This window comes from Brevibacterium sp. LS14, from assembly GCF_012027885.1.
Taxonomy (GTDB): Bacteria; Actinomycetota; Actinomycetes; order Actinomycetales; family Brevibacteriaceae; genus Brevibacterium; species Brevibacterium casei.
Map to the genome: position 1 here is coordinate 400,210 of NZ_SJXG01000060.1, position 14,447 is coordinate 414,656.

Sequence of the window (14,447 nt, forward strand, 5' to 3'; positions counted from 1 at the left end):
CTCGACTGCAGGCGACCGTACAAAGGCAACAGTCTACCGTCTCCGGCTATTCCCCTCCGACGCCGGGTCGGCGACCCCCGAGGCGAGTGTGCGCTGGGCGAGGAGCACCTCGTCGGTGACGATCCCATCGACGCCGAGGCGGGCGAGCGTGAGCATGTCCGCAGGGTCGTCGATCGTCCAGACATGGACGACGAGTCCGACCCGGTGGGCGCGGGCGACGAAGTCCTCGGTGACGACGGGCAGACCCTTCCAGCGCATCGGCACCTGGAGTGCGTCGAGACCCGGGGGCAGACCGAGGAGTCCCTGCGCGGGCAGACAGGGCAGCGCCCCGAGGGCGAAGCGGGCGGTCTCACCCGTCCCGGCCGAGGTGCGCACTCCCGGCAGCGCCTCCCGCAGCCGGGTCAGGGTCGCGTCGGAGAACGAGGCGAGGCGCAGCCGGTCCTCGGCATGCCGGGTCCGGACGAAGCGGACCATCGGGCCGATCGAGTGTGGAGCTTTGACGTCGATGTTCCACTCCACGTCCGGCAGTGCGTCAAGGAGGTCGCTAAGGCGGGGGAGTCGGCCCCCGTGGAGAAGATCGATGCGGTCGACCTCCGACGCGGGAAGGTCCCGGATGAGATGCGGGACTCCGGCGATCCGGTCGAGGTCTGCGTCGTGGGCGGCGAAGAGGACGCCGTCGGCCGAGGCGTGGACATCGGTCTCCATCCAGTGCACACCGGCCCGAGCCGAGGCCGCGAAGGCGGGCAGCGTGTTCTCGCTCGTCTCCGGCCAGCGCCCGCCCCGATGCGCAATGACCTCCGGCTGGGAATTCATACCCCAATCCTAGGCGCCTGTTGAAATCCGCCCCGGGGTCGACAACGATGGAGGCATGAGCCGAGCAGAAGATCCCATCGAACCCGACTTCGTCATCGATTCGACCAAGCGCACCCCGACCCAGCGGGCCCGTTCCGTCGCCGAGCGCGCGTACGGCGCAGCGAGCAGCGGGGTGCGCAACGTCCGCGACGCCGCGAAGGGATCCCGCCTCATCGAGGCAACCGAGTCGGGAGTGAACAGGGCACTCGGCAACGTGTCCCACGCGATCGATGACGCAGTGCGCAGCGGCAAGGTCGAACGCGCCTTCGACAGGGCGCAGGAGACCGTGACCAACGGTGCCAACGGCGTCCGCCGCCTCGTCGTCCGCGCCTCCCAGCGCCGCGGCGACCGCGGGTGATCGTTCGGCGGTCAGCCGCGCGCCGCGTTGAAAATGTAACAGTTCGTTAACTAGACTGTCCTTCGGTAACGATCCGATAACCATCGGGCACAGTCAGCGTCTGTCTGGGTGCCCGCATTCACCCGAAGGACGGACAGTGGGCAAACACTCCTCGCCGACGACGAAGGGCTCATTCCTCTCCGCACTCGCGCCGCGGAAGCGGCGCAGCGGACGCCACACCCCGGAGTCGGCCGGGGGAGTGCTGGCAGCGGTCCGGTCCCGCCCTGTCCTCTCCGCGTTCGTCGTCCCCGCAGCGGCGACCGCCGCCGTCGTCGGTTCGACGTTCGCCATGGTTCCCGGTGCCGCCCAGGACTCCTCGCGTGTCGTCGCGCAGAGTCCCGTCGTCGTCGAGGCTCCCGCCGCCCCCGCTGCCGATGAGGCCCTGCAGAAGGCCGAGGAACAGGCGAAGGAGAAGCCGGGCAAGGTCTCGCTCGAGGTGAAGACCCAGGCACCCAAGACCGCGCCCGCGAAGGCCGAGTCCTCGTCGTCGACGTCATCGAAGGCGAAGAGCGGGGGGGAGGCATCCGGGGGATCCGGCGCCAAGGCCTCGGGCAGCTCGTCCGGCGGCCAGTCGGGATCGTGCCCGATGTCCTACTACGGCGGGGGCGACGGCACCGACGGCAACCCCACCGCCAGCGGGGAACCCTTCGACGCGAGCAAGCTCACCGCCGCCCACAAGAGCCTTCCGCTGGGGACGAAGGTCAAGGTGACGAACACGGCCAACGGCAAGTCCGTGACCGTGCGCATCAACGATCGCGGACCCTACTCGGGCTCGCGCTGCATCGACCTCTCGAAGGCCGCCATGCAGGCCGTCGGCGGCATCAGCGCCGGCGAGATCCAGGGGAGCTGGACCGTCCTCTGAACCCCGGCCCGTCCCGGAGCCCCCTCAGCGCCCGTTGCGCCGCACGAGGTCGCGAGCCCTGCTCGCGACCTCGTCGCGTATCCCCGGCGGGGAGACGACCGTGACCCCGGGCACCGTGAGCAGCTGGGAGACGGCGATCTCAGCGGATTCGAGGAGGATGTCGACCTCGCACTCGTCGCCGTCGGCGACCGGTTGCGCCGAGGCGATCGCTTCTGCGGTCAGCGGCCCGGGAACGGCGCGGAGGAGATCGGGCAGGGCCGCCTCGGCGAGGCGGAGACGGACCGGAGTCGTGCGGATGGCCCGGTCGAAGCCCCGCTTCGCCTTCTCCCAGAACGCGCCGAGGTCGAAGTCCGCAGGCCCGCGCACCGCCGTCCACACGGGGTCGACGTCGGTGATCCGAGCGACCCGATACGTCCGCGGCGAGCCGCCCGGCGGCTGGGCCACGAGGTACCAGCGGCCGGCCTTGACCGCGAGGCCGAGGGGGATGAGGCACCGGACGACGGACTCACCGGAGCGGGTGTAGACGATGCGCACGCCACGCCGGGTGCGCAGCGCCGTGACGAGCGGCTCGAGGGCGCGAAGGTCCTCCTTCTCGGTGAACCAGTCGGGGCCGTCGACGACGACGGTGCGAGAGAAGTCCGCGTCGCCGGTCTCGGCTGCGAGGATCTTCGCCCGGGCCGTCGCCAGCTCACGGGAGAGGCCGAGGTCGGTTGCGGCGAGCGACCCGAGGAGGACGGACTCGAGTTCGGCGCGGGTGAGACCCGACAGCGGGGAGGTCCAGCCGTCGAGCAGGCTGATGCCCCCGCCGGGGCCGGATTCGGCGACGACGGGCACCCCCATCGCCGAGAGCTCCCGAAGGTCCCGGTAGATCGTGCGTTCGGTGACCTCGAGGCGGCGCGCGAGCTCGCGTGCCGACAGCGGCGTCGAGCGGGCGGAGAGGAGGACGATCTCGGAGACGAGTCGGGCAGCCTTCACCTTGGCAAGAATAGTCGCAGTCGCTGACAGAAGATGTCAGGGAAAGGCGTCCAGACTGGTCGCATGACTGATGAGACGAGACCACTGAGCGGACGGACCGCGGTCGTCGCCGGGGCCACCCGCGGGGCGGGACGGGCGATCGCCCGGGAACTCGGCGCAGCCGGAGCCTTCGTGTGGTGCACGGGGCGCTCGAGCACCGATGCACCCTCGGACTACGGGCGCCCCGAGACGATCGAGGGCACGCTCGAGCTCGTCCGGGCCGAGGGCGGCGACGGGGAAGCCGTCGTCTGCGACCACCTCGTCGCCGACGACGTCGCGGAACTGGCCGAGCGGATCGGTGCGCGCAGCGAGCACCTCGACATCCTCGTGGGCGACATCGGGGGAGAGGCCTACGTCTCCTGGGGTGAGCCGTTCTGGCGCGCGGACGCGGTCAGGGGCATGCGACTCGTCGAGACCGGACTCATCAGCCATCTGAGGACGGCCCGCGCGCTGCTGCCGCTGCTCACCGCGCGACCCGGCGGACTCCACGTCGAGATCACCGACGGGACGAGCGAGTACAACGCGACGCACTATCGGGAGTCGGTGTGGCTCGATGTGACGAAGACGGCGATCAGCCGCCTCGCCTTCGGCCTCTCCCACGACCTCGCCGGCGCCGAGGCGACGGCCGTGGCGCTCACCCCCGGATGGCTGCGCTCGGAGATGATGCTCGAGGGCTTCTCGACGACCGAGGAGACCTGGCTTTCCGACGCCCTCGACCCGGACCGGAGCGAAGCGCCTGCCGACTTCGCCGTCTCCGAGACCCCGCACATGCTCGGGAGGGGCATCGCCGCGCTGGCCGCCGACCCTGACCGGCACCGCTTCACCGGGCGGACCCTGTCGAGCTTCGACCTCGCGACGACCTACGGACTCACCGACCTGGACGGCTCCCGCCCCGACGCCTGGGGCTTCCTCAAGGCCAAGGACGCCGACCCCGACGCCGATCCGCTGGCGTTCCGGTGAGCGCGCGTTCCGCGTCGGCGAGACGGTCCTTCCCAAGGAACCGGCCCGTGGCTACCCTGAGTGCTACGCGCGCAGACGCGCGTGCCGCAGCGAAGGTCACGGGGGAGTGCCATGGAGAGAGTCGACGTCGTCATCGTCGGAGCGGGACCGACAGGGCTGACCGCCGCGAGGACGCTCACCGCAGTCGGCCGCTCGGTCGTCGTCCTCGAAGCCCGCGACCGGGTGGGAGGGAGGACCTGGACGGACCGCATCGACGGGCAGATGTTCGAGATCGGCGGCCAGTGGATCTCACCCGACCAGACCGCGATCCTCGACCTCGTCGACGAACTCGGGCTGAGCACCTTCCCCCGGCACCGCGACGGCGATCGGGTCTTCCTCGCCCCCGACGGCACCCGCACCGTCTACTCCGGTGACGCGTTCCCCGTCCCCGAGCGCAGGCAGTCGGAGATGGACCGCCTCATCGGCATCCTCGACGACCTCGCCGCGCGCATCGGGGCAGAGCGTCCCTGGGATGCCGAGGACGCGAAGGAGCTCGACTCGATCTCCTTCCACCACTGGCTGCGCGAGCAGTCGGCCGACGAACTCGCGTGCGAGAACATCGGCATGTTCGTCGCCGGAGGCATGCTCACGAAACCCGACACAGCGTTCTCGACGCTCCAGGCCGTGCTCATGGCCGCCTCGGCGGGATCGTTCTCCAACCTCGTCGACGACCACTTCATCCTCGACCGCCGCGTCATCGGCGGCATGCAGCAGGTCTCCGAACTCATGGCCGCCGACCTCGGGGACACGGTGGTGCGGCTGAACAGCCCCGTGCGCACGATCGACTGGTCCGGTGACCCAGTCGTCGTGAGCACCGACGACGCGCAGTTCGCGGGCACCGACGTCATCGTCGCCGTGCCCCCGAACCTCTACTCGCGGATCACCTACGTCCCCCACCTGCCGCGCCTCCAGCAGGTCTTCCACCAGCACCAGTCGATGGGGCTGGTCATCAAGGTCCATGCGACCTACCCGCGGCCCTTCTGGCGCGATGCGGGACTCTCGGGCACCGGCTTCGGCGTCGGGCATCTCGTCCAGGAGGTCTACGACAACACGAACCACGGGGAGGAGCAGGGCACCCTCGTCGGGTTCATCTCCGACGTCAACGCCGACGCGATGTGGGCCTTGGACGAGGAGGACCGCAAGCGCACCATCCTCGAGGCGATCGCCGACTTCCTCGGACCCGAAGCCCTCGACCCCATCGTCTTCCACCTCTCGGACTTCGGCGCCGAGGAATGGACGCGCGGGGCGTACGCGACGAGCTACGACCTCGGCGGGCTCCACCGGTGGGGCCGGTATCAGAACGACCCGGTCGGACCGATCCGGTTCGCCAGCTCCGACATCGCCGGCCGCGGCTACCAGCACGTCGACGGGGCGGTGCGCATCGGCAGAACCACCGCTGAGACGATTCTCTCCTCCGGGCACCGATCTGATTAGATGAGCGAATGACCTCGGCAACACCCGCACCGGACCGCCCCATCGAGACCGACTCCGGACTGAGCGCGAAGGGGCTCTCAGCAGGAAAGGTCGGCGCGATCGGCGGAGCGATCATCGGCATCGCCTGCATCGCCCCCGCATACACCCTGACCTCCGGGCTCGGCCCGACGATCTCGGAGGTCGGCGTCCACACCCCGGCGATCCTCCTCATCGGCTTCGTCCCCATGCTCCTCGTCGTCTTCGGCTACCGCGAGCTGAATACGGCCATGCCCGACTCGGGCACGACCTTCACGTGGGCCACACGGGCCTTCGGACCGTGGCTCGGATGGATGGGCGGCTGGGGCCTCATCGCCGCGACCGTCCTCGTGCTGTCCAACCTCGCCGCCGTCGGCGTCGACTTCCTCTTCATCCTGCTCAGCCAGATCTTCTCCGACCCGGCGATCGCCGACCTCACACGGGTGCTGTGGATCAACATCCCCATCACCGTGGCGCTCACCGCAGTCGCCGCGTGGATCTCCTACCGCGGCGTCGAAGCCACGGAGAAGGTCCAGGTGTGGCTGGTCGCCTTCCAGGTCCTCGCCCTCGGCTGGTTCGTCATCTCCGCGCTCGTCCACGTCGCCACCGGCACCGCCTACGACCCGACACCCGTTCAACTCGACTGGTTCAACCCCGTGGCCGCAGGCGACTTCTCGACGATCGCGGCTGCCGTGTCGCTCTCGATCTTCCTCTTCTGGGGTTGGGACACCGTCATCACGATGAACGAAGAGGCGAAGGACCCGGAGAAGACCCCGGGACGGGCGGCGATGCTCACGATCTTCGCGATCGTCATCATCTACCTCGCCTGCACGATCGCCGTGATCTCCTACGCCGGGGTCGGCACCGAGGGCCTCGGGGCGGGCAACCCGGAGAACCAGGAGTCGATCTTCGCGGCCCTGGCCGGACCGATCATGGGACCCTTCGCCATCATCGTCTCGATCGCCGTGCTCTCGTCCTCACTCGCCTCACTGCAGTCGACGATGGTCTCACCCTCGCGGACGATCCTCGCGATGGGCCACTACGGGGCCCTGCCGAAGCGCTACGGCAACGTCTCCCCGCGGTTCAAGTCCCCGTCGGTGGCGACGATCACCTCGGCGGCGGCCGCGATCATCTTCTACGTCGTCATGCGGCTGCTGTCGGAGAACGCGCTGTGGGACACGATCACCGCGCTGGGCCTCATGGTCTGCTTCTACTACGGGATCACGGGACTCGCGTGCACGTGGTACTTCCGGAAGTCCCTCTTCGTCTCAGCGCGCACGGTCTTCTTCCGCTTCCTCTTCCCGCTCATCGGCGGGGTCACCCTGCTCGTCATCTTCGTCCGCACCGCGATCGACTCCCTCGACCCCGCGTACGGCTCGGGGTCGTCGGTCTTCGGCATCGGCCTCGTCTTCGTCCTCGGGATCGGGGTGCTCCTCCTCGGCGTCGTCATCATGATCGTCCAGGCGATCCGGCATCCGGCGTTCTTCCGCGGGGAGACCCTCAAGCAGGGACTCCACGCCGAGTGAGCGGTGCCGATCCCGAGCTCGTGGCCCTGCGCCGGGTCCGGGACCGGATCGACCGCGAGTACGACCGTCCCCTCGACGTCCCCGGCCTCGCCGCGGGCGTCCACATGTCCGCCGGCCATCTCAGCCGCCGGTTCGCCGCCGCCTTCGGCGAACCCCCGTACTCCTACCTCATGACCAGGCGGATCGAGCGGGCGATGGCGCTCATCCACCGCGGTGACCTGAGCATCACCGAGATCTGCTTCGCCGTCGGCTTCTCCTCCCTGGGCACCTTCAGCACCCGGTTCCGCGAACTCGTCGGAGTCTCCCCGCGCGAGTACCGGGCGGCTGCCGCCCACGGCGCCCATGCGCTGCCGAGCATCGTCGTCAAGGCCGCGCTGCGACCGGTCAGGAATCGAGAAGTCCCGTGAGCACCCCCGCATCTAGGATGAGGGCATGGACATCTCGATCAACGCCAGCTTCCTGCCGCACGTCGACGCCGAGGCGTCGCTGACCTTCTACCGTGACGTCCTCGGCTTCGACGTCCGCCTCGATGTGGGGGAGGGACAGATGCGGTGGATCACCGTCGGCCCCTCCGGCCAGCCCGACACGTCGATCGTGCTCACCCCCGCCGTCGTCGACCCCACCGTGAGCGAATCCGAACGGGCGGCCATCGACTCGCTCATGGCCAAGGGCAGCTATGCCGCGATCGTCCTCGCCAGCCCCGACGTCGACACCGCCTTCGCCGAGGTGGAGGCCAAGGGCGCCGATATCGTGCAGGAGCCGATGGACCAGCCCTACGGACTGCGCGACTGCGCTCTGCGCGATCCCGCCGGGAACATGATCCGCATCCAGCAGCGGGCGTGAGGCGCCGATGACTCAGCCAGCGGACAGCCACGACCTCATCCAGGTGCGCGGGGCGAGGGAGAACAACCTCAAGGACGTCTCCGTCGACGTGCCCAAACGCCGACTCACCGTCTTCACCGGGGTCTCCGGCTCCGGCAAGAGCTCGCTCGTCTTCGGCACGATCGCCGCCGAGTCCCAGCGGATGATCAACGAGACCTACAGCGCCTTCGTCCAAGGGTTCATGCCGACGATGGCCCGGCCCGACGTCGACGTCCTCTCGGGCCTGACGACGGCGATCCTCGTCGACCAGGAGCGGATCGGATCGAATCCGCGCTCGACCGTCGGCACTGTCAGCGACATCAACGCGAAGCTGCGGATCCTCTACTCCCGCCTCGCCGAACCGAACCTCGGGTCTCCGAACGCGTATTCGTTCAACGTCGCGACGATCAGCGGCAAGGGAGCGGTGACGATCGAGAAGGGGGAGACGAAGGAGGTCGAGCGGCGCACCTTCACCGTCAACGGCGGCATGTGCCCGCACTGCGAGGGCATGGGCACGGCCACCGACATCGACATCAGTGAGATCGTCGACGAGTCGAAGTCGATCAACGACGGGGCGATCACGATCCCCGGGTTCAAGGTCGGCGGGTGGTCGGTGCGGTTCTACTCGGAGTCGGGGCTCTTCGACCCCGACAAGCCGGTGGGCGAGTTCACCGAGTCCGAACGCCATGCCCTGCTCCACCTCGAGGGCGAGAAGATCGTCATCAACGGGACGAACATGACCTATGACGGTCTCATCCCGCGGATCAACCGTTCGTTCCTCTCCGAGGACCGCGACGGCATGCAGAAGCACATCCGCGAGTTCGTCGACCGGGCCGTCGTCTTCACCGTCTGCCCGGAATGCCAGGGGACCCGGCTCAATGCCGCCGCACGGTCGTCGCTGCTGGCGGGGAAGTCGATCGCCGAGGTGTGCGCGATGGAGATCTCCGACCTTCCCACCTGGCTCGATGAGATCGACGATCCCACGGTCGCCCCGCTCCTCGACTCCCTGCGCGAGACGGTGCAGGCATTCGTCGACATCGGGCTGGGCTACCTCTCCCTCGAGCGGTCGTCGGGGTCGCTGTCCGGGGGAGAGGCGCAGCGGATCAAACTCGTGCGCCACCTCGGTTCGGCGCTCACCGACGTCACCTATGTCTTCGACGAACCGACGATCGGCCTCCACCCGCACGACATCGAGTCGATGAACCGGCTGCTCCTCCAGCTCCGGGACAAGGGCAACACGGTCCTCGTCGTCGAGCACAAACCGGAGACGATCGGCATCGCCGACCACGTCGTCGACCTCGGTCCCGGTGCGGGCAGCGCCGGGGGAGAGATCTGCTTCACCGGCACCGTCGAGGACCTGCGCGCCTCAGGGACCCGCACCGGTGAGCACCTCGGGTTCACGGCCTCCCTCAAGGAGGAGACCCGCATCGGCGAGGGTGCGCTCGAGATCAGGGGAGCGAACGGCAACAACCTCCGCGACATCGACGTCGACATCCCACTCGGCGTCCTCACCGTCGTCACCGGTGTCGCCGGGTCGGGCAAGAGCACGCTCATCCACGACTCCCTCGTCGGGCGCGAGGGCATCGTCGTCATCGACCAGGCCCCGATCAAGGGGTCGAGGCGGTCGAATCCCGCGACGTACACGGGCATGCTCGACCCGATCCGGAAGGCCTTCGCGAAGGCCAATGGCGTCAAGCCCGCGCTCTTCAGCGCGAACTCCGAAGGCGCGTGCCCGGTGTGCAACGGCACGGGGATCATCTACTCGGACCTCGGGGTCATGGCAGGGATGTCCGCACCGTGCGATGTCTGCGAGGGCAAGGGCTTCCAGGCCGCCGTGCTCGAGTACACGTTCGGGGGCCGCAGCATCCGCGAGGTCCTCGACATGCCCGCAGCCGAGGCGGTCGACTTCTTCTCCGCGGGGGAGTCGAAGGTGCCCGCGGCGGCGCGGGTCGCCCGCACCCTCGTCGATGTGGGGCTCGGCTACCTCAGACTCGGTCAGCCGCTGACGACGCTCTCCGGCGGTGAGCGGCAGCGGCTCAAACTCGCCACCCACCTGTCGGCGAAGGCCGCCGAGGCCGCCTCGGTCATCGTCCTCGACGAACCGACGACGGGCCTGCACCTGGCCGACGTCGAGAACCTCCTCGGCCTCCTCGACGGACTCGTCGACTCCGGACGCACGGTCATCGTCATCGAGCACCATCAGGCGGTCATGGCGCACGCGGACCACCTCATCGACCTCGGTCCCGGTGCCGGTCACGACGGCGGACGCATCGTCTTCGCGGGGACCCCGGCCGAGCTCATCGCGGACGGGTCGACGCTCACGGCACGCCACCTCGGCGAATACGTGCGGGAGGGCGCCGTCGTCTGAACGCCCGATATGGACACGGTCGGGGGAGTCGATTACCGTGAGCAGGGGTTCGGTGACATCCGAGGCTTCTTCCCTGTCCACCTCACAACGGAGACGACCACTGTGAAACTCCTCACGACTCATCTGCACCGAACCGCCGCGCTCGTCGGTGCCGCCGCACTGGCCGCAGCCGGACTCCTCGGCGTGGGAGCGCCCTCGCAGGCTGACGAGGCGAAGAGCGTCTGGGATCGCGTCGCCGCATGCGAATCGAGCGGTGACTGGAGCATCAACACCGGCAACGGCTACTACGGCGGCCTGCAGTTCTCCCTGCGGACGTGGAAGGCGTTCGGTGGTGAGGGGATGCCGCACGAGGCCAGCCGCGAGGAGCAGATCCGAATCGCGCAGAAGACCCTCGCCGTCCAGGGCCCCGGAGCGTGGCCGACGTGCGGGAAGAAGGCCGGTCTGACGAAGGAGAACGGCGCCGCCGACGACGGCCGGGCCGACGAACCCAAGAAGGACGAACCCAAGGACGAACCCAAGGACGAGCCGACTGAGGAACCGAGGAACGACGAGCCGACTGAGGAACCCAAGAACGACGAGCCCACCGAAGAGCCGAAGGCGGACGAACCGAAGACGGACGAGGACTCGACGAACGGCGAGCCGAAGCAGGACGAGTCCAAGGCTGAGGAGCCCAAGTCGGATGAGCCGGCCGATGACTCGAAGCCCGAAGACCCCAAGGACGACGACTCGACGACCGAGGACGAATCCCTGACTGAGACCCCGGGCAGCGAGGGTGCCGGCACCGACGACGGTGCGGACGAGAACTCGTCGAACGCCAACGACACGGGTCTCACCGGGCACGTCATCGATCTCAACAAGTGATCGGTCGACGGGGGAGCACGACCATTCAGGGCACGGTGACCGAGCTCTGAGCCGATTCCCACGCGCACTCGGCGGACATGAACGTACATCTTCGTTAGGTTGTATAACGGTTCGGTAACGGCCGGACCGATGGACCGAATGCAATCGACCTCGGGAGATGACATCGTGAAACTCGCCACGACTGACCTGCGCAGAACGGCACTGCTGGCCGGCGTCGGAGTGATCGCCGCAGCCGGACTCGTCGGCATGGGCGCACCGGCACAGGCCGCCGAGTCCGAAGGAGTCTGGGACCGCGTCGCCGAATGCGAATCCGGCGGAGACTGGAGCATCAACACCGGCAACGGCTACTACGGCGGCCTGCAGTTCTCCCTGCAGACGTGGAAGGCATTCGGCGGTGAGGGAATGCCGCACGAAGCGAGCAAGCAGGAGCAGATCAGCGTCGCACAGAAGACGCTGGCCGAACAGGGTCCTGGCGCGTGGCCGACCTGCGGTGAGAAGGCCGGTCTGACGAAGGAGAACGGCGCCGCGGACGACGGTGACGGCGGAGACTCCGGCGAAGTCGGACTCGGCGGATACAGCGTGACGAACTGAGCGGTTCGCGCTGACGAGATCGCCAACTGCGGTGAACTCGACCTGCAGAGAACTCCCTGTGGCCGTGGGCGGTGCCGCACCGTCCACGGCCACAGTCGTCCTCGCGGAAGTGACGGGCATTGTCGCGGTATCGCGCAACCTTGTACAATGCGCCGATAATATACATTATGTTAACTACACTGATTGGGCCGGCTCCCCTCGAGTCGGCGGACTCGCATCGGCAGTTCGTTCTCTGGCTGGGCAGCTCGCGTCAGCAGATCAGCTGCCGACGCGTCAGTCAGTCGCCACCTCGGCGAGCCTCGGCCGTCAGTCGCCGCCGTGCGCCGCTGAACGTCCGTCGCCGTCTGCAGTGCATGTGCCCTCTGTGGTTCACGCGTCGTCCAGAATTCATCTGCCATCAGCGGTTCGCGGACGCCCTCGGTCCGCGCATCCCGCGAGAATATGGCACTGCATGCCACTCGCCCCTGCGTCCTCGAGTATCAGCGCACCAGTGTACGATGCGGCTCCCTGACCACGGATGACTACGCGTGTACTGAGATCGACGACTGCCTCAGTCCCCCGATTCCGGTCTCACTTCCCACAGGATCCATTGACTGTTCGAACGTGCGATCAGTAAGGTGAGTGTGATCGCGGCCACACTGCTGGTCGGATGATTCCACGACGCAAGGAAGCTCATGGTCCTCCAGCCCACTCCCCCTGCCACGACGACACATCCGGGATCCGAGTCCCGCCGGAAGGCGTGGTCGCTCACCGCCCTGCTCGTCGTCCTCTACGTCGTCAACTACGGCGACAAAGCCGCGTTCGGCATCATCGCCCAGGCTCTCAAGGACGAACTCGGCATCAGCGCGGCGCAGATCGGACTCGTCGGCAGCCTCTTCTTCTTCGCCTTCACGATCGGCGGGTTCTTCGCCGGGGCGCTCAACCGCTGGATGTCGCTGCGCACCGTCCTCCTCGTCCTCGCCCTCGTCTGGGCCGCGGCCATGCTCCCCCTCGTCGTCTCGGCGACCTTCGCCGTGCTCGTCGTCTCCCGCATGCTCCTCGGAATCGCCGAAGGACCGAGCTCTGCGCTCATCCACACCGCCGCGTATTCGTGGCACCCCACCGAGCGCCGCGGCTTCCCGGGTGCCCTGCTCGCCAGCGCCGCCTCGGTCGCGAAGATCGTCCTCGCTCCCCTGCTCGCCTACCTCTCGGTGACCTACGGGTGGCGCAGCGCGCTCATCACCATGGCGGTCATCGGCATCGTCTGGTGCGTCTTCTGGCTGCGCCTCTGGGAGGTCGGCCCCTACATCCCCGCGAAGGCGACCGGCCCCGCGAAGGCGACCGGTCCGACGAAGACGTCGTCGGACTCCGGCACCGACGAGCCCAGGGTGCCGTGGGCACGGATCCTGCTCACTCGCACCTTCCTCACCGGGGTGCCGCTCGTCGCGAGCATCTACGCCCTCGTCACGGTCGTCCTCACCTGGCTGCCGTCCTACTTCGAGGTCGGGCTCGGCTTCAGTCGCCTCGAGGCCGGATCGATGCTCGCGATCCCCTCGGTCGTCGGCCTCATCAGCCTCATCGGCGGCACCCTCCTCTCCGACTTCCTCCTCGCCCGCGGGTGGTCCTCCCGGTTCGTCCGCATCGTCGGACCGTCCCTGCTCGTCATCGTCGGTGGCGGGATCCTCTTCCTCCTCCCCTCGATCGAGAACCCGGCCGCGGCCGTCGCGATCGTCTCGATCGGCTACGGTGTCGGGGTCGTCGTCCTCCCGCTCTCCAACGCCGCGGTCTCCGAGATCTGCCCGCCCGAACAGACCGCGGGCACCCTCGGCATCTTCCTCGCGCTCATGGCCATCGGCGGTCTCATCGGCCCGTACGTCACCGGACTCATCGTCGACGCCGCCGCGAGCCCCGGCGACGGCTACGCGACCGCGTTCCAGGTCCTCGGCGTCGCCGCCGCGCTCAGCGCGCTGCTCACGCTGATCTTCGCCGATCCTGAACGGGACAAGGTCCTCGTCCGCGGTGATAATGCCCGGTCGTCGTGATCAGGGGGTGCGTCCGGAGAGCAGGAGCACGCGCTCGGCAGCGGTGACGGACGCGCTTGCCTCCCGAGGCGGAGCGTACCCGCCGGTCGCGCCGAGCGAGACGATGAGGTCGCCGAGCCCGGACTCGATCCACTCGGCCAGCGACTCCTCGATCGGCCAGGCATGACCCGTTCCCGTCGAGAGGTCGGCGGCGTGAAGCGTGAGTTCGAGGATCCGCATCCGCACGAGCTGATGGCCGGAGATCGGTCCGATCCGGTGGGCGACATCGCGGTCGAGGTCGCACTCCCCCGCACTCGCCCGGAAATCCCGTTCGCGTTCCCAGAACGCGACGAGCGGATCCTCGCCGAGGTGGTCCTCGGCTCTCGTCGCCTCGACCGCTGCCGGATCCTCCTGCCGCAGGAGCATCGCGTAGCGCAGTCCCCCGCCGACGAGGTGGTTGACGAGGTCCCGGTTCGTCCACCCCGCGCACCCGCTGGGACGGTCGACCGCCTCGGCGCCGAGACGACCGAGGGCCGTGACCCAGCACCGCTCGGCACAATCGAGCTGGGCGTCGATGACGGGATCGGGCATGGCCCGATTCTCCCACGGGCACGACCGGGTGACACGGGTTCTCATCAGGTGGGAAATCCTGAGAGAACACTGTGAG

At 68.5% G+C, this 14,447-nt stretch carries 14 protein-coding genes; 11 read left to right on the top strand and 3 right to left on the bottom strand.

Going from position 1 to position 14,447, the window contains the following annotated elements:
• Nucleotides 1-33: 33 nt before the first annotated feature.
• Nucleotides 34-813, bottom strand: coding sequence for a glycerophosphodiester phosphodiesterase family protein (locus EZE58_RS16310; RefSeq protein ID WP_009375777.1), 780 nt, complete (start codon nucleotides 811-813; stop codon nucleotides 34-36).
• Nucleotides 814-868: 55 nt separating this feature from the next.
• Between EZE58_RS16310 and EZE58_RS16315 the strand changes: the two genes are divergently transcribed.
• Both EZE58_RS16315 and EZE58_RS16320 read left to right on the top strand, forming a co-directional pair.
• Complete coding sequence (locus EZE58_RS16315; RefSeq protein ID WP_009375772.1) at nucleotides 869-1,210, top strand: hypothetical protein; 342 nt, start codon at nucleotides 869-871, stop codon at nucleotides 1,208-1,210.
• A gap of 136 nt (nucleotides 1,211-1,346) precedes the next feature.
• On the top strand, nucleotides 1,347-2,111 hold the full coding sequence (locus tag EZE58_RS16320) for a septal ring lytic transglycosylase RlpA family protein (RefSeq protein ID WP_009375770.1): 765 nt from the start codon (nucleotides 1,347-1,349) through the stop codon (nucleotides 2,109-2,111).
• 24 nt (nucleotides 2,112-2,135) lie between these two features.
• On the opposite strand, the gene EZE58_RS16325 is transcribed toward EZE58_RS16320, so the two are convergent.
• A complete protein-coding gene (locus EZE58_RS16325; protein WP_009375768.1) occupies nucleotides 2,136-3,086 on the bottom strand; it encodes a WYL domain-containing protein in 951 nt (316 codons plus the stop codon).
• Nucleotides 3,087-3,149: 63 nt separating this feature from the next.
• On the opposite strand from EZE58_RS16325, the gene EZE58_RS16330 reads away from it, so the two are divergent.
• The 9 genes from EZE58_RS16330 (at nucleotide 3,150) to EZE58_RS16370 (ending at nucleotide 13,801) form a co-directional block, all read left to right on the top strand.
• A complete protein-coding gene (locus EZE58_RS16330) occupies nucleotides 3,150-4,085 on the top strand; it encodes an SDR family oxidoreductase (protein ID WP_167560926.1) in 936 nt (311 codons plus the stop codon).
• A gap of 111 nt (nucleotides 4,086-4,196) precedes the next feature.
• Nucleotides 4,197-5,558, top strand: a complete 1,362-nt coding sequence (locus tag EZE58_RS16335) for an NAD(P)/FAD-dependent oxidoreductase (RefSeq protein ID WP_063250920.1) — start codon at nucleotides 4,197-4,199, stop codon at nucleotides 5,556-5,558.
• Between the two features lie 8 nt (nucleotides 5,559-5,566).
• Nucleotides 5,567-7,099 carry an amino acid permease gene (locus EZE58_RS16340; RefSeq protein ID WP_009375763.1) on the top strand — a complete coding sequence of 511 codons (1,533 nt, stop codon included), beginning with the start codon at nucleotides 5,567-5,569 and terminating at the stop codon, nucleotides 7,097-7,099.
• On the top strand, nucleotides 7,096-7,506 hold the full coding sequence (locus EZE58_RS16345; RefSeq protein WP_009375762.1) for a helix-turn-helix transcriptional regulator: 411 nt from the start codon (nucleotides 7,096-7,098) through the stop codon (nucleotides 7,504-7,506). Before EZE58_RS16340 ends, EZE58_RS16345 begins: the two co-directional genes overlap by 4 nt.
• A gap of 25 nt (nucleotides 7,507-7,531) precedes the next feature.
• Entirely contained in the window at nucleotides 7,532-7,942 is a 411-nt protein-coding gene (locus EZE58_RS16350) for a VOC family protein (protein WP_009375761.1), read from the top strand.
• 7 nt (nucleotides 7,943-7,949) lie between these two features.
• On the top strand, nucleotides 7,950-10,328 hold the full coding sequence (locus EZE58_RS16355) for an excinuclease ABC subunit UvrA (RefSeq protein WP_167560928.1): 2,379 nt from the start codon (nucleotides 7,950-7,952) through the stop codon (nucleotides 10,326-10,328).
• A 102-nt stretch (nucleotides 10,329-10,430) separates the two neighbouring features.
• Nucleotides 10,431-11,189 (top strand): transglycosylase family protein, encoded by a 759-nt coding sequence (locus EZE58_RS17630; protein WP_275055911.1) that lies wholly within the window; start codon nucleotides 10,431-10,433, stop codon nucleotides 11,187-11,189.
• 165 nt (nucleotides 11,190-11,354) lie between these two features.
• Nucleotides 11,355-11,780 carry a transglycosylase family protein gene (locus EZE58_RS16365; protein ID WP_275055912.1) on the top strand — a complete coding sequence of 142 codons (426 nt, stop codon included), beginning with the start codon at nucleotides 11,355-11,357 and terminating at the stop codon, nucleotides 11,778-11,780.
• Nucleotides 11,781-12,454: 674 nt separating this feature from the next.
• Nucleotides 12,455-13,801, top strand: coding sequence for an MFS transporter (locus EZE58_RS16370; protein ID WP_101623759.1), 1,347 nt, complete (start codon nucleotides 12,455-12,457; stop codon nucleotides 13,799-13,801).
• On the opposite strand, the gene EZE58_RS16375 is transcribed toward EZE58_RS16370, so the two are convergent.
• The gene (locus EZE58_RS16375) at nucleotides 13,802-14,371 is read right to left on the bottom strand and encodes a maleylpyruvate isomerase family mycothiol-dependent enzyme (protein WP_101623760.1); all 570 of its coding nucleotides are present in this window, start codon (nucleotides 14,369-14,371) and stop codon (nucleotides 13,802-13,804) included.
• Nucleotides 14,372-14,447 lie beyond the last annotated feature (76 nt).